The sequence below is a fragment of the Acinetobacter sp. CIP 51.11 genome, from assembly GCF_000369665.1.
In the GTDB taxonomy this organism is placed as follows: Bacteria; Pseudomonadota; Gammaproteobacteria; order Pseudomonadales; family Moraxellaceae; genus Acinetobacter; species Acinetobacter lwoffii_S.
Map to the genome: position 1 here is coordinate 731,996 of NZ_KB850129.1, position 23,617 is coordinate 755,612.

At 41.9% G+C, this 23,617-nt stretch carries 19 protein-coding genes; 7 read left to right on the forward strand and 12 right to left on the reverse strand.

Annotated features, from left to right (window positions below):
- Positions 1–171: 171 nt before the first annotated feature.
- The 4 genes from F894_RS07305 to F894_RS07320 all read right to left on the reverse strand — a co-directional run bounded on the left by F894_RS07305 (position 172) and on the right by F894_RS07320 (position 5,396).
- Positions 172–2,724 (reverse strand): relaxase/mobilization nuclease domain-containing protein, encoded by a 2,553-nt coding sequence (locus F894_RS07305; RefSeq protein WP_034438213.1) that lies wholly within the window; start codon positions 2,722–2,724, stop codon positions 172–174.
- Complete coding sequence (locus tag F894_RS07310; RefSeq protein ID WP_005246912.1) at positions 2,708–3,223, reverse strand: plasmid mobilization relaxosome protein MobC; 516 nt, start codon at positions 3,221–3,223, stop codon at positions 2,708–2,710. Before F894_RS07310 ends, F894_RS07305 begins: the two co-directional genes overlap by 17 nt.
- 333 nt (positions 3,224–3,556) lie before the next feature.
- On the reverse strand, positions 3,557–4,729 hold the full coding sequence (locus tag F894_RS07315) for a hypothetical protein (RefSeq protein WP_005246913.1): 1,173 nt from the start codon (positions 4,727–4,729) through the stop codon (positions 3,557–3,559).
- Between the two features lie 322 nt (positions 4,730–5,051).
- Positions 5,052–5,396 (reverse strand): helix-turn-helix transcriptional regulator, encoded by a 345-nt coding sequence (locus F894_RS07320; RefSeq protein ID WP_005246914.1) that lies wholly within the window; start codon positions 5,394–5,396, stop codon positions 5,052–5,054.
- Between the two features lie 315 nt (positions 5,397–5,711).
- Between F894_RS07320 and F894_RS07325 the strand changes: the two genes are divergently transcribed.
- A complete protein-coding gene (locus F894_RS07325) occupies positions 5,712–5,957 on the forward strand; it encodes a helix-turn-helix transcriptional regulator (RefSeq protein WP_155756641.1) in 246 nt (81 codons plus the stop codon).
- 510 nt (positions 5,958–6,467) lie between these two features.
- On the opposite strand, the gene F894_RS14905 is transcribed toward F894_RS07325, so the two are convergent.
- The 6 genes from F894_RS14905 to F894_RS07355 form a co-directional block, all read right to left on the reverse strand.
- Positions 6,468–6,629: a YqaE/Pmp3 family membrane protein gene (locus F894_RS14905; protein ID WP_005246917.1), complete on the reverse strand. Its 162-nt coding sequence runs from the start codon at positions 6,627–6,629 to the stop codon at positions 6,468–6,470.
- Between the two features lie 306 nt (positions 6,630–6,935).
- Positions 6,936–8,222, reverse strand: coding sequence for a PQQ-dependent sugar dehydrogenase (locus F894_RS07335; protein WP_228128817.1), 1,287 nt, complete (start codon positions 8,220–8,222; stop codon positions 6,936–6,938).
- Positions 8,223–8,437: 215 nt separating this feature from the next.
- Positions 8,438–9,145 (reverse strand): GntR family transcriptional regulator, encoded by a 708-nt coding sequence (locus F894_RS07340; protein ID WP_005246919.1) that lies wholly within the window; start codon positions 9,143–9,145, stop codon positions 8,438–8,440.
- Between the two features lie 12 nt (positions 9,146–9,157).
- On the reverse strand, positions 9,158–12,757 hold the full coding sequence (uca, locus tag F894_RS07345; protein ID WP_005246920.1) for an urea carboxylase: 3,600 nt from the start codon (positions 12,755–12,757) through the stop codon (positions 9,158–9,160).
- Between the two features lie 67 nt (positions 12,758–12,824).
- Positions 12,825–13,088, reverse strand: a complete 264-nt coding sequence (locus tag F894_RS07350) for a hypothetical protein (RefSeq protein ID WP_004279500.1) — start codon at positions 13,086–13,088, stop codon at positions 12,825–12,827.
- Positions 13,089–13,541: 453 nt separating this feature from the next.
- Entirely contained in the window at positions 13,542–14,024 is a 483-nt protein-coding gene (locus tag F894_RS07355) for a VOC family protein (RefSeq protein WP_005246922.1), read from the reverse strand.
- Positions 14,025–14,465: 441 nt separating this feature from the next.
- Here F894_RS07355 and F894_RS07360 point away from each other — a divergent pair, with 441 nt between their 5' ends.
- Both F894_RS07360 and lon read left to right on the forward strand, forming a co-directional pair.
- Complete coding sequence (locus F894_RS07360) at positions 14,466–15,047, forward strand: 5-formyltetrahydrofolate cyclo-ligase (protein WP_005246924.1); 582 nt, start codon at positions 14,466–14,468, stop codon at positions 15,045–15,047.
- 147 nt (positions 15,048–15,194) lie between these two features.
- Positions 15,195–17,621, forward strand: coding sequence for an endopeptidase La (lon, locus tag F894_RS07365; protein ID WP_005246925.1), 2,427 nt, complete (start codon positions 15,195–15,197; stop codon positions 17,619–17,621).
- A 72-nt stretch (positions 17,622–17,693) separates the two neighbouring features.
- Here the strand turns inward: lon and F894_RS07370 are convergent, their stop codons facing one another.
- Positions 17,694–18,626 carry a M28 family peptidase gene (locus F894_RS07370; protein ID WP_005246926.1) on the reverse strand — a complete coding sequence of 311 codons (933 nt, stop codon included), beginning with the start codon at positions 18,624–18,626 and terminating at the stop codon, positions 17,694–17,696.
- A 167-nt stretch (positions 18,627–18,793) separates the two neighbouring features.
- Here F894_RS07370 and rlmH point away from each other — a divergent pair, with 167 nt between their 5' ends.
- The 3 genes from rlmH to F894_RS07385 all read left to right on the forward strand — a co-directional run bounded on the left by rlmH (position 18,794) and on the right by F894_RS07385 (position 21,064).
- The gene (gene rlmH / locus F894_RS07375) at positions 18,794–19,276 is read left to right on the forward strand and encodes a 23S rRNA (pseudouridine(1915)-N(3))-methyltransferase RlmH (protein WP_004646335.1); all 483 of its coding nucleotides are present in this window, start codon (positions 18,794–18,796) and stop codon (positions 19,274–19,276) included.
- Positions 19,277–19,386: 110 nt separating this feature from the next.
- Positions 19,387–20,163: a DODA-type extradiol aromatic ring-opening family dioxygenase gene (locus F894_RS07380; protein WP_005246927.1), complete on the forward strand. Its 777-nt coding sequence runs from the start codon at positions 19,387–19,389 to the stop codon at positions 20,161–20,163.
- Between the two features lie 127 nt (positions 20,164–20,290).
- A complete protein-coding gene (locus F894_RS07385; RefSeq protein WP_005246928.1) occupies positions 20,291–21,064 on the forward strand; it encodes an META and DUF4377 domain-containing protein in 774 nt (257 codons plus the stop codon).
- A gap of 68 nt (positions 21,065–21,132) precedes the next feature.
- On the opposite strand, the gene gdhA is transcribed toward F894_RS07385, so the two are convergent.
- Positions 21,133–22,476: an NADP-specific glutamate dehydrogenase gene (gene gdhA, locus F894_RS07390; RefSeq protein WP_005246929.1), complete on the reverse strand. Its 1,344-nt coding sequence runs from the start codon at positions 22,474–22,476 to the stop codon at positions 21,133–21,135.
- A gap of 349 nt (positions 22,477–22,825) precedes the next feature.
- On the opposite strand from gdhA, the gene F894_RS07395 reads away from it, so the two are divergent.
- Entirely contained in the window at positions 22,826–23,617 is a 792-nt protein-coding gene (locus tag F894_RS07395; RefSeq protein WP_005246930.1) for an RnfABCDGE type electron transport complex subunit B, read from the forward strand.

Genomic DNA, 23,617 nt, shown 5'->3' on the forward strand with positions numbered 1-23,617 from the left:
TAGAGTGAGTTGTTCGATTTATAGATTATTTGTCCACGTTACTGTCAATGATCAGATGATGTAAAACCACTCTCTTGAGGTATTAAGCCTAATTATACAACGATTACTACCATTACCAACAACTATGTAGTTGTTGGTAATTCTGCAGATTTTTTACACGATGTTAATTTTCTAAAAATCAAAATCGGCATTCGAATCATTTTCCTGTTTAGGTTTGGGTTCTAGTTCATAACTGTGTTGCGTAACCCCAGATGGAGCATCATCAGAACTTTGATGAGTTGAAGATGTAACTGCTTTGATTCGTTCCTTGATTTCATCAAAATTTTTTAAGCATGAAAGATATGAAGCTCTTTCATCTTCTAAATGATTATTTTTGTGAGATAAAATTAATTCACACTTCAAATACTTAAGCATCCTTTCATCATTCTTGATAATTTCTCCAATCCTTGCATAGTCACTACTGTCAATATTTCTTCTGGCTTCAGTCATGTAGGCTAGGAGTTTTTCAATTTTTTGCTCCGTGATCTCAATCAACCACAATGCTTTATTATCCTGATAAGCCTGTTGTTGCTGCGCTGACAACTCTTGGTAAGCTCGAACATAACCAGGATAAAATCCATCAAATCGTAGCTGCCAAGCTGTTGCTGGCTTTGGTTTGCATCTCATTTGAGCAACAATAGGTTCTAGTTGTTCAAGTTTTTGATTAAGTTCATCAATCTTCCTACAGTTTCCCCAAGCGTATTGATCTGCTCGCTTTGCGTCTCCAAATCTTCGTAAAAGTCGTTTGGTGGCTGAAATTGCAAGATTTTCGAGAGTGCCGCTTTGAGGTCCATCTGCTGTGCGTTTATGTTCTGCTGTATGGGCTTCAATTCGATCTTCACTAAGTCTTGGAGAGTTGTTTTTAAATCCAACTGATTGAATGCTTTCGTTAATTGCGTTTGTAATTGAAGTTTCAAGTTTGCTTGAAATTCTCTCTGTAATTGCTCCGAAAACTCGCCTTGTTCGAGATGTGAAAGTTCTGCTTTCATCGCTATAACTAATGCGTGTTGTGCTTCTTTCTCTAAGTTCAATGTGTTGATTTTGTTCTTTAAACTCTGCTCTACTTCCCTGTAGCTGATCAACATATTTTTTAATGAACTGACCTGTTGGCTCAAGGCTTCGTTTTGTTCTGCTAATAAGCTGTTTTGTTGTTGCAATAAGTTGGTTTGTTCTATCAAATATTGATCTATTTCGGTTTGCATGATTTACTTCCGTAGTGTGTTCAAATAGCTGATTTGAGCTGTAATCGCTTGTGAGTTTTGTTGAATCATTTGTTGTTGTGCTTTGATGGTCTTGACGTTCATAGCTGTCTGATAAGCCATAAATAAAGCGATTAAAAGACTCAATAGTCCAATCACGATCGCCCCACCTAACATGTATGTCGCTTTTTGCGTATCCAGTTTTTCCATAATCAACATTGCTATACTGCTCTCTATCGGCTTGCTTTGGTTGGCGATCGCTTGCTGTATCTGGACTTGAATACTCTTTTGTAAGCTGGGTTGGTCTATTGAGATCTTCTGCAATTGGGTGTTTATTTTGGTCTGTAATTCTTGAATTGATATTGAAAATGAATCCATGCTCGATTTCACTTTTGAAACTTCCGCAATATCTATATTGGCAAGTTGAGACTGGAGTTGATTGATTTGTGCTGTGTAGTCCTCTGTCAGTGTTTGTATGGCTTGGGGTGATAGATTCCCTATCTCTTTCAAAAATGAGTTGAGATGCATTTCCAATGCTATTGTCGTCCCCTGTACGCTGTGCAAAAGCGTAGTGCTTTCGATTATAGGCTGCTCGCTTTGCTCTATAAGTTTCTCGAAATTGATCAGCGTCTGAGAGAGCTGCTGCAAGCTCATTTGGAGCTTTTCGGCTTTCTGCTGCTGCTCGGAGACGCTCTGAATAAAGTCCAATTTCGAATTGTTCATGATAAAAATCACCTCTGAGTCTGTGTGTTTTTCCGTTGATAAGTTCAACTGCTAAATACTCTTTGCTTTGTTCAACAGACTTAACAGCTTTGAGTTGCGATATACATTTGACAATATCCACTCTGTTTTGAATTGTTTGTGTCTTTAACAGCGTTTTGACGTGATTATCAATCGTCTTACAAAACTGTTTTTTTGTAAGTGCAATAAAGTCTTCCCTTGCGTAGAGTTTTTCAGCTTGTGCATTGAGTTTTGCTACATAATTTAGCTCCTGTGTGGTCTGCATCAAAAGCAAATCATCTGGCCGTGACCACTGATATTTTGTATTGAAGTAATCTCTTAGTGCATCGAAGTGTTTTTCATGACCAGGGGGAGCAATATTGAGTGATTTTCCGCTTTGAATATCGAGCCGTGGTGCTAAAACATGAATGTGCTTTGAGCCATCATCATCTGTGTGTAACACAGCAAATAGGTGATACTGTGATTGCTCCAATCCTGCAAATGCATGCTCCTCAAAGTCTTTTAGAACTTCCATAATCTGAGCGTCAGTTGGATCATCATCTTTTGACCAAGCGATAACTCCACTTGTATATTTCCATAGGTGTGGACTCGCATGACAAATAGCATTGAATGTGGTGGTATCACCACGTAAAACCTGAACACCTGCACGAACATTTCCACGATGATCAAACCGATCTAAAAGATATGCAGAAGCATGCGCAGCTGATCCTTTGCCGTGATCTAAAAATTTAATATGCACTTTCATCCTTCTCCGCTAACACGATTGAAGGTTGTGCCTGATCAACGTTTAAATTCTCAAGTTGTTTACGAAGCCTGTTCGGACGTTGTCTACTGATTTTTGGTAGGGTAGGAAATATTTGTTCTAACTCATTTTGAATACCTTTTAAGACCAATAACACATGAAAAATATCAAGCTTACGCTGATCTCGTGGATCCGCATTTTTGATGATATTTAAAGCACGGGCTATCTGGTTCAGATTATTCCCAATTTGAGATAACGCGAGTAATAAAGCTGGATCTGTGACTTGATAAAGTTTAACGATTTCAACTTCAGTTTTAATTTTAAGTCTCGGCTCCGTATCCTCTTCAATCATCCCTCGAACCGTAACAGCATCATGCATCACTTCAAGTTGAATTAAGGAATGAATAAAGTCAGTAAAGTTAGTACGTTCTTTTTCAATGTGTAGCTCCAACTGCTCTAGCTGCAATGGAGTAAGTCGAAAATTTTTGGTTTTACTTCTCATATACAATCACGCTAACCGTTTTTTGATTTTTGCTTTTAAGTCAACGAAGTTGACTTGCCCATCTGTGATGGGCTGGGAGGTCTTAGGAGGGTTTTCCTCCTAACAAGCCCTGTACATAAAAATTCGAAGAATTTTGTATGTACAGGTAGGCTTGCTTATTCCTATCACGGATTTTTATGACATTAGCAAAGAACAAAAATGCGGATCGGTTTTGGTAATGTTTTGGAATTTTTTCGCTAATTTTTTTATAGACTGATTAAAAAGCGGCAATCCAATTAAAAAAATCCCATTTAAAAAATGGGATTTTTATTAACTATGAAGCCTGTTTAAAAATTAAATTTTCTCAAATAGTTCATTTGCAATTTTTCTTGCTAACTCATCTTGAGCTTCTGATAAATCAGGTAAGTTAATGACATATTGAATTGCTTCACGACCTGCAACTTCCATAGGTCCATAGTCATCATATGCTTCGCCTGTATAGGCATTGTAAGCTCGTAAATCATCTTGCGTAAAATCAACATCACATAACTGGGCTAGATAAATATATAGCCATGCTTCACCAGTATTCTTAAATAGTCTTTGGTAAAGGAAGTATTCAATTGCCTCAAGATCACCTTGATTGCATAGATACAACATCTGCTTATAGATATCATCCTCACTTGCATCAAAATTTACTTCTTCAAGATTCAAAGGGCAATCTTTTATATAGGCTTCGAAAGATTCTGCTTGCTGTATATATTCCTCATACTTCTCTTTATTGTTTTTCGTTTCCTCAGAATCGATATATTTTTGTTTAGTGTTGTCCCAACGACTACCAAAATTTGAACCATTTCGGCCATAAGGCGCAATTTGATTTGCTAAGTAACGATAATATCCAGCAATTAAGGCATAGGCATCTAGATTCTTACGATCTTTTGCATAGGATAAGATAGTCTCAAAATGCTCTCCTATTGTTGTGAACTCAAAATCCTCACCTTCAAAATACCCATAGTCCGATTCATAGCTAAGTTCAAATGTGTCTAGTAGTCCATTATCAAAGCAAACGTGACTCAAACCCTCTCTCATCGCTTTAAAATCTATAACTTCTATATTCAGATATAAAAGCTCCTGATAGACAGTTTTAGCAATCGAAAAGCAAATCTCTTCTGACATGTCTAACTTCGATAGACTTTGCAACCGAGTAATAATGCTTTTAAGTTGATCCAATAATTGACGACCCTCATAGTCATCCCAATGTAGACCTCCCTCAACATAATTCGAAAATTCTGTTTTAGGTGGGGTTTTAAATATTTTTAAGGTTAAGGCATTGAGGAGCTCATGCTGATAATATTCTTCAGAGTCATCATATTCGACTTTGATTATCAAATTTTGAGTTATAAATGAGTTATACGTTTTATAGCCTTGGTTTAAAGCTATTAATTCATAAATATGTGAACGACTAATCTTTACAGAATGTTGTTCCTGGATTTCTTTTGATAATTTAAATGCGAAATCTTGAATAGACATAATTTTCTCTGTTTCCAACTCTAAACTCTTTTAATTCAAAGAATTTTTGGTGTCATATGACTTATAGCAACGCATGTTTAAATGCTAAGAACCAAACGAGTTGATACTTAAGAAAATTAAAATTTAGATGTGGCTTATAAATTAAACCTGTAGCTTTCAATCCCTTTTCTACTCATGCGTAAGTACGGTAGGCGACCTTAATAACTAATTTAACATTTTTTTTAGAATTTACAATCATCTAAATAAAAATTGATATTTTTCTATATCTTCAGAATATTCTTCACATTACCAAAATTCAATCTTTTAAAAACCATCCCTCCATTTACCAACCTAAGTCCTCCTCCCTTTTTCTTGGTAAGGTCTCTTTACTTTTACGGCTTGCTCTTTGTCTGATCTTGCCTCGTAATTTCCATAGCTGTATTGGTGAAATTAGCTGGTCTGGTAAAAATAAATTCAAATTATCAACTAGATCTAATGTCATCAAAATCGCGATCAAGTTTTCTAAAGTGACCTGTCCCGCTTCTGCATTTATCACAACTTTTCTAGACACGCCTGTTCGTTGTGCTACTTCAAGTTGTGTGAGATTTAAATTCAATCTTGCTCTTTGTAATCTTTGGCCTAATTCACTTGCAAGAGCGTGTGCCGTCTTAGAATTATGATGTGTCATGTAAAGTTACCTATCGGGCACTTAGATAGCAAAATTGCTAGTTAAAGTTCAATTTTAGGAACTTTAGAAGATATACTATTTTCATTATTTATTTCAAAAAATTCAAACAACCAATTAACGTTAGAAATTTAAATTTCACACTCAATTTAGAAATTAACCATTTTTTTGAAGTTTTACACGAAACCAATTTCGAAAAAAAATCATGTGGTACGTTTTATCCATCACAAGATATATCCATAGATATATCTAAAATGTAAAAAATGAGTACAGGAAATAAAAGATTTAATGAAACAGAGATTGGATCGCATTGCTCGTATGTCAGAAGAACAACGTTTGAGCTCAATTCATCAATTTTGGAGTCTTCCTGAGGATGCTGTATTCTCGCCCGAAGTTGTAGCATTAGTATGTGATATGTCACTTTCTTGGCTTCAGTCTAAACGATGCCAAGGTACTGGTATTCCTTTTGTCAAAATAGGGCCTAGAAAAGTTGGCTACAAAAAAAGGGATGTACTCGAATTTTTAAGTAAAAATAGGTATATGAATACCTCCCAACCTAATTAACACTCAACTTTATCAAAGGCCATATAGGCCTTTTTTTATTCTATAAAATGTATACCCAGTGTATACCTTGCTACAAAAAATACAGCTTAAATTCCATGTATACCCAGTGTATACTGTAGAAATGTTGTTTAAAGTCGACTCCTACTGCTAGATGAGTTTTAAACAAAAATATTGATGAAAATTAATTTGTTACCGACTTATTTTTTGTTGCTAAATAAACTCTAATGTTGCTTAATTCATGCAACCAGCTTTGAACTCATCGGGTTCAGGGTAACGACACATGCAGCGGCATCTTCGGAGTACTTCAATTTCGTTTTCAAAATATAATTATAATTTTTCCTGAATTTCCTCTTATTTTAATTTTGTAGTATTTCTCTCGAACATTCCTCTAGATTCATTTTATTGATGTATTCATCATCTGGAATGAAAAAAAATCTTTCGCTATAAAAAATATAGAGCTTTTACTTCCGTCAAAATCAAAAACTCTTTCAGTAACTTATTTTCCTATTTTTAGGCTATTTTGTCCCGATATAAAGTATGCATCGCCCAGATTGCAGCAGGAATCCATCCTAAAATCGAAATTTGAAGCATTAAGCACACTGTCGCTTCGGCTGGTCGATGAATGGTCATAAACAATGACCAAGGAAAGATAAATGCAATAATTGATTTCATTCTTAAAACCCTCTTTTTTGCAACGTTCTAACTTTTATATCCAGTTTTTATTGGCACTTAAAACTGGCACTTAGATGTAGATATTTTTAATAGGATCAGCAGAATCTCTGTACATGCTGTAATCACGCGTAAAAATATCCTGAAAGCCTAATTCAGCCAGCTTAAATGAAGCTTAAAAATTATTTTAAATCCGCTAGCCTTTGCATATTTTCAATCAAAATATTGACGTTTGAATGAAACAGTCTTTGCTTTAACTTTTACTTTCCACAGATTCAGATCCGAATAAAATCCTGAATCCCTAAACCTTTATTTACTTACTGCAGCTGGTGTACACAAGGGTGATACTCGCCAAATCACATCACCGACATCATCAGCAACCAAAATGGCACCTGAAGAATCTACCGCCACACCGACCGGTCGCCCATATGCATTGCCCTGATCGCTTAAGAATCCAGTCAAGATATCTTGAGGTGGGCCCATCGGTTGTCCATTTTGAAAGGGAATAAAAATCACTTTATAGCCACTGTGCGGTTTGCGGTTCCATGAACCATGCTGGCCAATCAGCGCACCGTTTCGATATTGAGGCATCAGATCTGCCCTATAGAAGGCCAAGCCCAATGATGCAGTATGATTGCCCAATGCATAATCTGGTGGAATGGCCCGCGCAACTTGCGCAGGATTTTGCGGTTTGACCCGGGTATCTACATGTTGGCCATAATAACTATAGGGCCAGCCATAAAAAGCGCCTTCTTTGACAGAGGTCAGATAATCAGGAACCAGATCATTGCCGAGTTCATCACGTTCATTTACCACCGTCCAGAGTGTGCCACTCTGGGGTTGCCAGTCCATACCATTCGGATTACGCAGTCCGGTAGCAAAAGGTCGCGCTTGAGCACTGGCTATGTCAAATTCCATGATTAGTGCCCGGCCCTGCTCCTGCTCTAGGCCATTTTCAGCGACATTGCTGTTGGAACCCACTGTAATATAGAGTTTGCTGCCGGCAGGATTGGCAATGACATTTTTGGTCCAGTGATGGTTTAAACGGCCTGCCGGTAAATCCAGCACCTTGGTACCGGCTGCTGTAATTTGAGTCGCACCGTTCTGATAAGGAAAGCGCATTAGGGCATCAGTATTCGCCACATACAACATATTGCCGACCAGTGCCATGCCAAATGGAGAATTGAGATTCTGTAAAAATACGGTTTTTTGTTCAGCCACCCCATCTCCATTGCTATCGCGAAGTAGACTGATGCGGTTGGCACTGGGATGAGATGAACCTGCACGTTGCATCACCCATTTCATGATTTTGCCTTTGATCCCTTTACTGTCATCGGGCTTAGGCGGTGCATCGGTTTCGGCCACCAGTACATCACCATTCGGCAATACATATAGCCAGCGCGGATGCTGCAACCCTTTGGCAAATGCCTGAACTTTTAAACCTGTCGCTGGTGTCGGCATTTTACCTTCAGGCCAACCTTTGGCGGGCGCAATATTGACTGTAGGCAGCAAGCGTGATTTTGGTTTAGGCAAATGTGGCTGGGAACCATAACTGTCATTGATAGGTGACTTGGAAGGCATGGTACATCCAGTCATGGTTAGGAGAAGTGCACAGCTGGCACCCGTAAGTAAAAATTGAATAGGCTGATGAAGCATTTTTATCTCTTGTTATTATCATCCTCAACTTACTTTAAAAAACAATTTGAGATGCCACTAGCGAGTTCTTGTTTTTTCTGGTTATGAATTGGTTATCAGTTTTGAGTTAGATCTGATGTTTTTCTTGTTGTAAAAATAAATTTATCCTGACTAACTTACGCAGGACTAGAGGACAACATTTCTAGTGTGATTTTTTTCACCTCATTACGACTATGCCGGATATGAGCATCTAATATAGAGAGACAGAACGCTGCATCTTGTGCAAGTAATCCCCTTAAAATTTGTTGATGCTCGGCATAGGTCGCTGTAACCCGATAATCCTTGGAAAAATCCAGACGGCGTATGATGCGAATTTTCTCGCTGATCTCACTGTGAATTTTCGCCATTTCTGCATTGCCGGCTGCAAATACCAAATGACAATGAAATGCTTCATCTTGTGCGGATAACTTTCTGAGATCATAGACATACTGTTCTGGTTGAACACACCAGGTTTGAATCAAAACAGCTAGGGCAACCTGCAACTGGTCTTTGGGCATTAGACACAGTTGTTCGACTGCATAACATTCCAGCAAAATTCGCAGATCATATAACTCTTCATAGGCTTTAAAATTCAACGGCCGGACCTGCCAGCCACTTCTAAACTGCACCTCGACATAACCTTCCTGCTGCAAACGATACAAAGCTTGCCGAATAGGTGTACGACTGACGGCATAGCTTTCAGCAATTTCCGATTCGGTAAACCGCTCTCCCGGCATCAGCTTAAAGTCAAAAATGTCATTTTTAATTTTCTGGAAAACCAGCTCAGACAGATTGTCTGAGCTTTTTCCTGTCGCTTTAGTGGCTGGATTGCGGGCAAGTGTCATAGGTTGAATCCATTACTCCATATAGACCAGTGGCTCACCGCTATGTACGGTCTGACCAGAACGGCAGATAATCGCTTTAACGATGCCATCATCGTCAGCATAGACCGGCAGTTCCATTTTCATGGCTTCAATGATGGCCACCGTGTCGCCTTTTTTCACAATCTGCCCGGCTTCTACAAAAATCTTCCAGATATTGCCGGTCATAGAGGCATTGAGAGGAACATACTGGCTGTAATCAGTATCATCTTGCAGCACTTCTATTTCTACAGGTGCATCAAACTCGTCTTTCCAGCGTTCCACCTCGGCACTAAAAGCAGCGTGCTGCTGTGCTTTAAAAGCAGCAATACTGTCCTGTTCGGTAGCAAGGAAATCCTGATATGCTGCAAAGTCAAACTCGCATTCCTCAATTTTAATTTCTGCCAGACCATGGGCGAAATCAGCACGGAACTGATCCAGTTCGGCCTCAGTGACCTCATAATATTTAATCTGGTCAAAAAAGCGTAAGAACCATTGCTGATCGCCAAACTGCTTGTTCTTTTTAAAATTGTTCCAGATCGGCACGGTACGGCCAATCAACTGATAGCCACCCGGTGAGTCCATGCCATAAATACACATATACATGCCACCAATCCCGACAGTCCCTTCAGCGGTAAAAGTACGGGCCGGATTATATTTAGAACTCAGTAAACGGTGGCGAGGATCAATGGGCACTGCACAAGGTGCAGTCAGATATACATCACCTAGCCCTAAAATCAGATAATTGGCATCATAAATGATGTCCTTGACCTGCTGGCGGTGACTTAAACCATTAATCCGCTGAATAAAATCGACATTATTCGGAAGCCAGGGGGCTGTGGCACAGACGCTTTCCTGATAACGCTCAACAGCACCCAGAGTCGCCGAGTCCTCAAAGGCCATGGGTAAATGGATAATTCTTGAAGGGATTTTAATGTCACGCAAATCGCCCATCTGTTCTTCAAGACCAAGCAGGAAGTGAATCAGTTGCTGTTGACTCAAACGCAGACCATCATATTTAATCTGCAAGGACCGTACACCAGGTGACAATTCCAGGATACCGTCCAGATCAGCTTCACGGATCAGTTGCATCAAACGGTGTACGCGCAAGCGCAGGGCCAAATCCAGTACGTTATCGCCATATTCCAGCAAGATATAACTGTCACCTGCCTGACGATATACAGCTTTTGGTGCATCTGGCGTAGCTTCACGCAATGCCAGGATACTTTCTGCCTGAACTGTAACGATTTCAGCCTCGCTGGTTATCTCTGCCTTGGCAAAGTTTTGGAGGGTTTGAATTTGCTGCCGCTCCAGCGCATTGGCCTGCTTTACCGAGATTGGATAGAAGCTAATCGTGTCATCGGCTTTCAGTTGACCAATTTTCCAGAGTTCAGCTTTGGCAATGGTCACCGGACAAACAAAGCCCCCCAGGCTCGGACCATCTTTGGCAAGGATTACGGGGAAATCACCGGTAAAGTTAATCGCACCAATGGCATATTCACAGTCATGTACATTGGATGGATGTAATCCTGCTTCGCCACCATTTTCACGCGCCCAGCTTGGCGTCGGTCCAGTTAAACGGATACCCAACCGGTTCGAGTTAAAATGCACTTTCCAGCTTGATGCAAAAAACTCCTCAATATATTCAGCTTTAAAGAAATCAGGTGCTCCATGCGGACCATAGAGCACACCAATTTTCCATTCCTTGCCATAACTTGGAATCAGAGTTGTTGCCAAAGCTTCAGGTTCTGCAATCGCTAAAGGTAGACCATCGGCCGGCAGCTCAGGATTCACCATCTTAATCATGTCGCCAGCACGTAATACTCGGCCTGCATGTCCACCAAAATTACCTAAAGCAAAGGTAGAACGGCTACCCAGATATTCCGGCACATTCAGACCATTTCGTACAGCCAGGTAGGTCCGGCATCCAGATTCAACCTGTCCAATTTTTAGGGTTTGGCCTGCTTTTACCTGAACAGGCTGCCAGAAATTTACTGCTTCATCATCCAGACTTACCGGACAAGGTGCGCCAGTTAAAGCAATGATATTTTCTGCATGAAATTTGAGGATTGGACCTTGCAGGGTAAATTCAAACCCGGCGGCGGCCTCGACATTCCCAACAATTTTATTGGCCAGCCGGAAAGCATAATCATCCATTGGGCCTGAAGGCGGTACACCAATATCCCAATACCCGACACGACCCGGATAATCCTGAATGGAACTTTGTGTACCCGGCTGAATCACCTCAATCACATTCGGCACATATTTGAAATCATCCAGCATGCGTGTCCAGATTTGCATTTGCTCAAAACGCGGATCTGAAATAACAGTATGCACATAATCCAGATTGGTACTAATACCATTCAGGCGAGTTTCAGCTAAAGCTGATTTAAGCGTATGAATGGCAGTATCACGATCTTCAGCATGCACAATAATCTTGGCAATCATCGGGTCAAAGTATTGGGAAATTTCAGTTCCGGTACTCACCCAGGTATCAACCCGGACATTTTCCGGAAAAAAGACATCGGTCAAAATCCCTGGACTCGGCTGGAAATTCTTAACTGGATCTTCGGCATAGATGCGTACTTCAATCGCTGCACCTTGAGGCTGAATACTGCTTAGATGCTTCCAATCCAGAGTATCACCTGCTGCAACTTTCAACATGCATTCAATCAGGTCTAAACCGGTCACCATTTCAGTCACCGGATGCTCCACCTGCAAACGGGTATTCACTTCAAGGAAATAAAACTCGTCACGTGCTGCATCGTAAATAAACTCAACCGTACCGGCACTGCGATATTCCACCGATTTGCCCAGTTCAACTGCCGCCTGATACAATTTTTGACGGGTTGCTTCAGGTAACTGTGCCGCTGGTGTTTCTTCCACAACCTTCTGATTACGGCGCTGCAGTGAACAGTCGCGTTCGCCCAAAGCCACTACCTGTCCCTGTCCATCTCCAAAAATCTGAACTTCGACATGACGGGCCCGACCGATAAAGCACTCTAAAAATACTCCGGCATCTTTAAAGAACTGTTCGCCCAGACGTTTTACACTTTCATAGGCCTCCTGAAGTGCTTCTGCATTATCACAACGGGTCAAGCCAATTCCGCCACCGCCTGCTGTGCTTTTAAGCATAACCGGATAGCCAATTTTTTCAGCTTCAGTTAAGGCTTCATCCAGACTATTTAGCAGACCTGTACCGGGAGTCATGGGTACATTGACAGCTGCGGCAAGTTCACGCGCCCTGTGTTTTAAGCCGAATTCCAGAATCTGCTCCGGTGTTGGCCCCATGAAAGCAATATTATTTGCTTCGCAGGCACGGGCAAAGTCAGCACTTTCTGACAGAAAACCATAACCTGGGAAAATTGCTTCGGCCCCGGTATTCTTGGCTGCGGCAATCAGCTTTTCAATACTTAAATAGGTATCACTCGGTTTGGTACCTTCTAAGGACACTGCAATATCTGCATCAATCACATGCTGTGCATAACGGTCCGTTTCTGAATAGACGGCTATACTGGTTATACCCATTTTTTTTAATGTGCGAATGGCACGAACAGCAATTTCGCCGCGATTTGCAATCAGTACAGTTTTAAACATGTGAATCCCCTTTTATTCTCTCTATTTTTTGAATCTGCTGAATGGGTCTATTTCGTTGTTTTCTGATTCAGCTGCTGTATATAAAGCCGCTATCGACTATGTTCGCTGCTCTGTGTCGTAGCCTTTGATACATACCGTCCGCAAATACAGCTTTTTTAAATGCATCGTTTTTTGCTTGAAGAGGTGCAGCATTCGCAACCGGAATCCAGACAAGTTCACCCACCTCAACATGGGTAGTGCGTTGAGCAAGATGATTCAGTTGAAGCTGTTTTGGCTGATCGGCATCGCGCCATTTTCGGACTGTCCAGCCGATCATTTTCTGATGAAGCATTCTGTATCCATTCTTGTATCCAAGTTTGAATACAGTTATGCAGAACTTATGCCAGTTTAATTTTCTATATTATTTTCAATATTTTAATAAAATTTAAGATGTATAAATTAGGGAGAATTTCGTTAGATGATTGTTTTTGGTTCAGCCTGTTTTCAATTCAGTGCAAAAATTATTCTGAAACTCATATTGCATGAGCTACATCTCTCCAACTTGTACGACACTGATATAAAAGCCTATCTATTAATGAACCTTTAAGGGAACCATTCAGCTTATATCTTGGGCTAGTAATAAAATTGGAGGTACTCCATGCCGGGCTTAAGGGGGTTTTAACCCAAGATGCATATAGGCACACAGGAGATGATCGAAAGGAAATATAAAAGGAGAGGTTTCAAATATTGAAGTAAATAAGGCTACCCAGTAATATTCACTGAAATTACGGATAATCTCTGTCACTCAACCACGAAAAGCGGCTTCAATCACGGCAACATCAATTTTCTTCATGCCCATCATGGCCTCAAATGCACGTTTGGCCGCAGCGCGGTCAAGACTGTTACAGGCGTTGATGAGGACCACTGGCGTAATCTGCCAGGAAATGCCCCACTTGTCTTTACACCATCCACACTCACTTTTCTGACCACCATTGCCAATAATGGCATTCCAGTAACGGTCTGTTTCTTCTTGGTCTTCAGTCGCCACCTGAAATGAAAATGCTTCATTGTGTTGAAAGTCAGGGCCACCATTCAGTCCAATGCAGGCAACGCCCATCACCGTAAATTCAACGGTGATAACATCGCCTTCTTTTCCGGAGGGATAATCTCCGGGTGCAAGATTGATCGCGCCAACTGAGGAGTCTGGAAAGGTTTCTGCATAAAATCGTGCTGCACCTTCGGCATCGTCATCGTACCAAAGGCAGACGGTGTTCTTCGCAATATTCATCATCTTCAATCTCCATTGATTTAGGTCTTACGCGTTCTGCCTAAGTCCAATGTGTCCCATATATCGGTCGAGAATAGTTATATGATCCCTTGTCTATCTTTCACCAAAAACAGAATAAACCTACTTTAGAATTGTATTTTTATTGATCGAAAGCTGTTTCAAAGTGCTTAAACTGATGCGTTTCCAGAGTTTGTCACTGAACGATGGATTGCTTGGAAAATTGTGAATCAAAGAAAATGAATTGACCGTTTCGAGATATTAAAAAAATTAGTGATATAAATACTTTTTTAGTTTTTTAACTTTGAGACTGCTGGCAAAATTAGCCGAATTTAAATAACCAGATATGGAATCATATAAAATTTTAGCTCATAATTATTTTTTACTTTTCCAGAATTCCCACTTAGACTAGAGCACAATTTTGTTGCATATGCTTTTTGCCCTATGACCATTCAGGAATTAAGAAGATACCTTCGTAAAACGCGTCGTCATCTCTCTAAATTTGAGCAAAGGCAGTCCGCACAAAAAGTCTTAAACCGCCTGATCCGCAGTCCAGAATTTATTCATGCCCAACGTATTGGCCTGTATTTGCATGCTTTTGGGGAAATTCAGACCCAATCGATTATTGAACGCTGTTTTAAACTGGGCAAACAGGTGTATCTACCAGCGATTTGCGACATGAATCAGCAGCTGGTCTGGATTCGAATCAGTCAGCATCAATATCATAACAAGCGCTTTGCCCATCATCGGCTGGGTATGCGCGAGCCCATGAGCACTCGTGGTGTGCATGTTTCCAAACTGGATCTATTGCTCATGCCACTGCTGGCCTGTGACACTTCAGGCACCCGGATTGGGATGGGCGGCGGTTTTTATGATCGAACCTTGGCTTCTGCGCCCGGGCGTCCATTTCGTCTGGGGCTGGCACATGACTTTCAACTGCTGGCACAGCCGTTAAAACGTGAAACATGGGATCAGCCCCTTGATGCTTTAATCACCCCGACAGTTTTTATAAAGTTCAAACGATAATTTTGTAATTTTACCCTTGCTAACTACTTTAAAATCACATAATTAGTCATTTTTCATACAATTTAATCTTAACTGCCCTTGTATTTTTAAAATTACCCATCACTATTAAAAGCATGGCAACACCGTTGTCACTCATTAGGAGTGCTCATGTCTGAAATTATTATGAATCAAGAAACCTTAGAGCCTCAGGTTCCAAGTGTACTACCCCTTTTGGCGCTGCGTGATGTGGTGGTTTATCCGCATATGCAAATTGCGCTGTTTGTCGGTCGTGAAAAATCGATCAATGCAGTTGATGTGGCTCGTAACAGTGACAATCTAGTATTTGTAGTTGCGCAAAAAGATTCGCTTACAGAAGAAATTGATCACGACAATTTATATCAATACGGTACTGTCGCGAAGATTGTGCAAGTTGTGAATCACGAAAATGATGAAAACTGTATTAAAGTCCTGATCGAAGGCCTGCACCGTGCCAAGCTGAAAACCATCATTGACGAAACTGAGTATCTGACAGCAGAGCATGAACTCAGCCCAATGACGGTGAGCGTCGATGCAGACACCCAAGCTGTGCGCTTGCAGGAATTGCGTGCGCTTTTCGCTCAATATGCAGAAGCGAAACTTCGTAATGCGCGTGAACTGATCACCGCAGCCAACAAAATTGAAGATCTATTACAGTTATTGTTCTTCGTCGCAACCCGTGTTCCATTGAATATTGATGTCAAACAGAAATTCCTGGAACATGACGAATTCGAAGCACATTTGACTGAATTGATGACTTATCTATTGCAACAGTCTGAAGAACAACAGATTGAGCAAACCCTGCATGATTCTGTTAAACGTCAGATGGAAAAGAACCAGCGCGAATACTTCCTGAATGAAAAAATGAAAGTCATTCAGCGCGAGCTTTCTGATATGAACGGCGGCGCGGAAGATGATGTCGCTGAAATTGAAAAACGTCTTGCTGAAGCAGATTTGCCTGAGCATGTACGTAAAAAAGCAGAAGCTGAATTCCGTAAACTGAAAGCAATGCAGCCTGCTTCAAGTGAAGCTGCTGTGGTACGCAACTATCTGGAAGTGATTCTGGATACACCTTGGAATAAAGCCAGCAAAGTCAGCATTAACCTGAACAAGGCACAGGAAATTCTGGATGCAGACCATTATGGTCTGGACGATGTCAAAGATCGCATTGTCGAATATCTGGCAGTTCAGTCGCGTGTGAAAAAATTGCGTGGTCCGATTCTATGCTTGGTTGGTCCTCCAGGTGTTGGTAAAACTTCACTCGGTGAATCGATCGCCAAAGCAACTGGTCGTGAGTTCGTGCGTATGGCGCTGGGCGGCGTACGTGATGAAGCGGAAATTCGCGGTCACCGTCGTACCTATATCGGTGCGATGCCAGGTAAAATTGTGCAGTCATTGACTAAAGTGGGCGTAAAAAACCCGTTATTCTTGCTCGATGAAATCGACAAGATGGCGCAAGACTACCGTGGCGATCCGGCTTCTGCGATGCTTGAGGTACTTGATCCATCACAGAACAACAAGTTCAGCGATCACTATCTGGATCTTGATCTGGACCTGTCTGAAGTAATGTTTATCTGTACTGCAAACAGCATGAACATTCCTGAGGCCCTGCTAGACCGTATGGAAGTGATTCGTCTTCCGGGTTATACCGAAGAAGAGAAAGTCAATATTGCGGATCGTTACCTTGTTCCTAAAGCAATCAAGAACAATGGTCTACGTGCCAAAGAATTGACCGTGCATGAAGAGGCGATTCGTGACATCGTGCGCCGTTATACCCGTGAAGCCGGTGTTCGTAACCTTGAACGTGAAGTGTCAAAAATTGCACGTAAAGTGGTAAAAGAAGCGGTTAGCAAGAAAGCCAAAAACCTTCAGGTTGAAGTGACCGCAGGAAATCTTCCAGATTACTTGGGTCCACATAAATTTGACTACGGTATGGCGGAAGAAGAAGCGCAAATTGGCCGTGTAAATGGTCTGGCTTGGACTTCTGTCGGCGGTGAATTACTGACCATTGAAGTTGCAGCAGTCCCAGGTAAAGGCAAGTTCATTACCACCGGTTCTCTTGGCGATGTCATGAAAGAATCGATTACCGCTGCGATGACTGTAGTGCGTACCCGTGCGGATGAACTCGGCATCGAAGCCTCGCGCTTTGAAGAAACCGACGTGCATGTGCATTTACCTGAAGGCGCAACACCGAAAGATGGTCCATCGGCAGGTTTGGCTTTGACTACAGCATTGGTGTCTGCTTTCACAGGTATCCCGATTCGTCCGGATATCGCGATGACAGGTGAAACCAGTCTGGGCGGTCGTGCGCTGCGTATCGGTGGCTTGAAAGAGAAACTTTTGGCAGCCCATCGTGGTGGCATCAAGCTGGTATTCATTCCACAGGAAAACGTACGTGACCTGGCGGAAATTCCAGAAAATGTCAAAGAAGGTCTAGAAATTAAAGCCGTAAAATCGATTGATGAGATTTTACCGCTGGCACTGACCTCTTTGCCAAAAGCCTTGGTTAAAGCACCAATTGTGAAAACCAAAGAAGAAGCGAAAGCAGCGCGTCATTAAGACTTGATGTTTCGTATAAAAAACCCTGCTTCGGCAGGGTTTTTTATTGAGTTATTGAATAAAACAACTGATTTATGGCTGTAGTGCCATCGTAACCAATCCATCAATCACATGAGTCATCTTGTTCAGATCAAGCTTGTCGAGGGTATCCAATTCGGTATTGTAATAAGGATTACGATAACTCGCAGTATCGGTAATCAGCATGGTCGAATAGTTGAATTTGGCATAATTCAGATAACCAGAAAAATTCATATCCTGAGCAAAACTTGGGCTGACAAAACGCTGACACTCCAGACGGCTAAAACGCTGCATAGCAGCACAATAATCTCCAGTCAGGCCAGTCGATGCTAAATGCCCGATCGTTGCAATGAAATTACCATGTCGTGCATAAATCCATTTTAATCCGACGGGATAGCTCTGCACCTGATGTTCATCAAAATAGCCAATCGAATCCAGAATCACCACGCCCTTAATTTTCTGCTTCTGCTTTTTTAAAGATTTGGCATGCATATAACTACCCATATGTTCTGTCTTGAAAAAAGGCGGCTCTTCAAGGGTATAGAAAGCAAATTCGACATCATGTTTGAGCTTGGCTTTTTGCAGGGCCAGTAATCTTGCGGTTTCAAGTAAACCCGCTACTCCTGAGGCATTATTATCAGCACCGTTTCGGGTACTAAAGACATCATAATGCGCTCCCATCACCATTTTGGTTTTGGCTTGAGTATCCAAGCTACAGATGACATTTCGGTAACTCAGGTTATTGACTACATAAACCTGAAACTGGCATGGGATGCCAAAGCGCTGCATCTGCCCTTTAATCCAGGCAGACACCCGGTTCAGCTCTTTCAGATTTTTATAATTTCGGTATTCATCGACACTCATGATCTGGCTAAAAAATAATTCCAGATGAGAGACCTGAGCATTTTTGCTCGAATTGGCCACACTGAGGCTTGGCCCTATGAGGCCAATCAGCAACAGCAGCACAGTACAACATCCTTTTATCATGACACTGTTCCGCATTTATTATTATTCCATTCCTTTATCAAGCGGATACTTGAACTACGGACATTAAAGCAACACTAAATCTCTCATTTCAATTTCAATTTGTTTCCCTGCTCAACTTCATGTTGTTTGATCGTTATAATGAGGTATCCAATTATTGATCTGTCTGTATGAAAATCCGTATCCTGACCATTGGTCAAAAAATGCCAGCGTGGGTGCTGACTGGTTTTGAAGATTATTTCAAACGTATTCAGCCTTTTGTACAGACCCAGATTATTGAACTGCCGATGGCCAAGCGCGGGAAAAATGATTCTGAAGCGGATATTCTGAAATACCGCAATATTGAGGGCGACAGCATTTTAAATGCGCTCAAGCAGAATGAAACCCTGATTGCACTAGAAGTGGGCGGACGCGAATTCAGTACCGAGAAACTGGCTGAAACCATGAAAGGCTGGATGCTGGAAGGCAATGATGTAGCACTTGCAATTGGTGGACCGGATGGTCACTCAGAAGCCGTGCGTAAAGCTGCTGCATGGCACTGGTCACTTTCCAAGTTAACTCTGCCGCATCCACTGGTACGTGTCATGCTGATCGAGCAGCTCTATCGTGCTATGAGCATCAATAATAATCATCCTTATCATCGGGCAGGCTAATGATTTTGCTAAAGCGTTCTTTATATGCAACGTTTTGTTGAATAATCTCCCCTGCTCTTATTTCTATTTTTCATGCATTATTGAGGCATCTTCTAGATGTGGTTTGAATTATGAACTTACAAACGTTGCCCGGCTTATTTATTTCTCATGGCTCTCCTATGCTGGCGCTGAATCCTGAGCAAGTGGGTCCTGCCTTGCATCGTTTGAGCGAAAATCTGCCACGCCCGGAAGCGATTATTGTGATGTCTGCGCACTGGGAAAGTGAGGCGCTGGAAGTCAGTAGCGCAATTCGCCCAGAAACCTGGCATGATTTTCGTGGTTTCCCGCCTGAACTGTATCAATTACGCTACCCTGCACCGGGAAATCCTGAACTGGCCGAGAAAGTCTTAGGCTTGCTGGCCAATGCCGGCTTTTCTGCACATGCCAACAGTACCCGTCCGCGTGATCATGGTGTATGGATGCCGCTGCTACATATGTATCCAGATGCCAACATTCCCGTGGTAGAAATTTCCTTACCCATGTCGATGAGTGCGGATGAGATTTATCAGATTGGTCAAAGTCTCGCACCTTTACGTGAACAGCAAATCCTGCTGATTGGTTCGGGCAGTATTACCCATAATTTACGTGAACTGTCTTGGGATGGATCGGCTGCTGATGTACCCGAATGGGCCTCAGGCTTCCGTAATTTTGTGGTGCATAAACTGACGCACAATGATTATGATGCTGTACTGGACTGGTCCAATATTCCGCATATGGCACGGAATCATCCAACGCTGGAACATTTTGCTCCGATTTTCTTTGCGATGGGCACAGGTCAGCGTTTTAGTCTGGTACATAGCAGTTTCACCATGGGTTCACTCGGCATGGATATTTATCGCTTCGATTAATCTTGCTTCAGCGCTAAAATCTTAATGATGGATACATTTTTCAACTTAAAGCTGCGAAATGTATCCATATTTTTTCGCAATACATCCATTATTATTGTTTGAACTTTATATACTTCATTATAAGTCCATGAAATTAAAATTTATTGTGCTAGCATTATTGCCTTTAACTTTTGCAGCCTGTCAGTCCAGCGATATTCAACGAGCTGGAGATCGTGCGGTGGCCATCATCCAACAAAAAAATGCAGATCAGATTCTTCCAGCCTATCATTGGGAACTGAATCGTGGACTAGAACGACCAATCGTACTCAGTTTTGATGCTCAAGGCCGGCTGAGCGCCGTGACGGGCTGTAATGGACTCGGGACGACCTGGTCAGTCAAAAACAATATCATCACCACCAGCGAAGTTGTAGGCACTGAAATGGCCTGTGATGCAGCCTTGATGGAGCAGGAACGTTTTGTCAGCCAGCTTTTACAGAAGCGTGACATTCCTTTTATGCTCAATGTAACAGATCCTAACAAGCCGACCCTGACGTTGATGGCCGCAAATGGTCAAACCTATGAATTTATCGGGAAAATGACTCCGGAAACCAAATACCAAGGTCAGGCTGAAACAATTTTTCTGGAAATTGCTCCTGACACTAAACCCTGTACCGGCGTGGTCCAACAAAGTTGCTTGCAAGTCAAAGAAGTGAAATATGATCAGAATGGCCTGAAAACTCAGGTCGATAAAGACTGGACTTTATTCTATGACCAGATTGAAGGCTTTCAGCACTCACCAGATGAGCGCCAGATTATCCGGGTTAAACGTTTTGAAATTAAGAATCTGGCTGCAGACCAGTCTAAATATGCCTATGTATTTGATATGGCAGTAGAGCGTGAAGTGGTAAAAGCCACACTCTAAAACAAAAAAGGAAAATAAAAAAACCGGGGCAATAGCCCCGGTTTTTTTCAGCTTAGACTAAGTCAGACTTAGAATACGCCTTGAGCAAGCATTGCATCAGCAACTTTTACGAAGCCCGCAATGTTTGCACCGTCAACATAGTTCACAGTACCGTCTTCTTTAGTACCGAATTTTACGCAGTTGCGGTGAATTTCTTTCATGATCGCGTGTAAGCGCTCGTCAACTTCTTCGAAAGTCCAGCCTAAACGCAATGCGTTTTGAGACATTTCCAGACCAGAAGTTGCCACACCACCTGCATTTGATGCTTTACCTGGCGCATAAAGAATTTTCGCTTCAACGAATTTCTCAACCGCTTCAAGTGTAGAAGGCATGTTCGCACCTTCAGCTACACAGATTACACCGTTTGCAAGAAGCTGAGCAGCGTCGTCTGCATCCAGTTCGTTTTGAGTCGCACATGGCAATGCGATATCACACTTGATACCCCAAGGACGTTGTCCTTCAAGATATTCAAAACCGTGTTTAGACGCGAATTCTGAAATACGGCCACGTTTTACATTTTTAAGTTCCATGACTTCAGCAAGAAGCGCATCAGTGAAACCGTCTTTAACGTGAACTGTACCCGCAGAGTCAGAAAGTGAAACCACTTTCGCACCGAGGTACATTGCTTTTTCAGCAGCATATTGCGCAACGTTACCAGAACCTGAAATCGCAACGACTTTATCTTTGAAGCTTTCGCCACGAGACTTAAGCATTTCCTCAGCGAAATACACAGTACCGTAACCCGTTGCTTCCGGACGTGCCAATGAACCACCGAAAGTTAAACCTTTACCAGTGAATACACATGCCGTGTCGTTACTTAATTTTTTCATCATGCCGGCCATGTATCCCACTTCACGACCGCCTACACCAATATCACCTGCAGGGATATCTGTGTTCGCACCCAGGTGACGATATAGCTCGATCATTAAAGCCTGACAGAAACGCATGATTTCGCCTTCTGATTTGCCTTTAGGGTCAAAATCAGAACCGCCTTTACCACCCCCCATAGGAAGTGTGGTTAAAGCATTTTTAAATGTTTGCTCAAAGCCTAAGAATTTTAGGATTGAAAGATTCACTGAAGGGTGGAAACGCATACCACCTTTAAATGGACCGATCGCTGAGTTGTACTGTACGCGGAACGCACGGTTTACTTGAGTCTGACCTTGGTCATCTACCCAAGAAACTCGGAACTGGATCGCACGTTCTGGCTCAACTAGACGTTCTAGTAAACCATGTGCTGCGTATTGTGGATTCTTTTCAATGAACGGCCACAAACTGGTCATCACTTCTTCTACAGCTTGAAGAAATTCTGGTTGATGTGCATCACGTGATTTTACGTAATCTAGGAACTCATTAAGTGTGTTGTATTTCAACGCTTAATCCTCAGCAGAAAATGGATCAAAATTGGTCAAATTTACAATCAATGTTAAATTTTGGCGCAAAATATTAAATATCTTTTGTAACTAATCTACAATACTTTTTTTGAAAATACTTTAAAATTAATTTGATAACAAATATTTATATTGATTATGAAAATTTTTTCTATGTCAGGAAATGCCAATCGAATCAAGGCTTAGATTCAGATTTATGCCTAATAATAAGGCACAAGTTGACCCTTAATTGCGCACGACTTAGGAGTTTAAAAATATGTTAAAATTGATGAATCGACATATTTTGTTTCACTTACTCTCTCATGCTTGCCATGAGTAACGCTGGTTATACATGAATTCGCCCATTTCTCTGGTCCAATCGATTGACGCTTTACTCCCTCAAACCCAATGTGGACTCTGCGGTCACCGTGACGGATGTTTACCTTATGCCCAGTCGATTACTGAGGGGGAAAATGCCAATAAATGTGTGCCGGGCGGACAGCCTGTTGCCGATGCTTTGGCTGCATTATTAAATCGTCCTAAACTTCAAGCTGAAGAAAGTGTCTGGCCAGTTCAAGCCGATGGTCGTCCTCAGCGCATCAAAGCCGTAATTCGTGAAGATGAATGTATTGGCTGTACCAAATGCATTAGCGCCTGCCCGGTCGATGCAATTATTGGTTCCGGTAAACTGATGCACACCATTCTGACCGATCTATGTACGGGCTGTGAGTTATGTATTCCCCCCTGTCCGGTAGACTGCATCGATTTGGTTGAAGATCAACAACCCTTGCCGACTGAAGCACAGCGTCTTGCGGAACAGGATGATCTGCGTCAGCGTTACTATGCGCACATCCAGCGTGAAGAAAAACGGCGTACCGATCGTAAGGGACCTGTGGTCCGTGCAGAAATTGATACTGCCCTGTTTGCCCGTTTCTCTGCTTTAAATGAGCAACTTCCTGTGATTGAAGTGGTGAACAAGCCAGAGAATGCACCTGTAGCTTTCGATTCCAAGACCACGATTGAACTGGCAAAACTACGTACCCAAATTAAAAAACTGGAAAAACAGCTTTCGGTTCGTGAAGATGCCCGAAAACGCACCCAACTGGAAGAACTGACACAGCAATTACAGGCTTTACAGGGATAG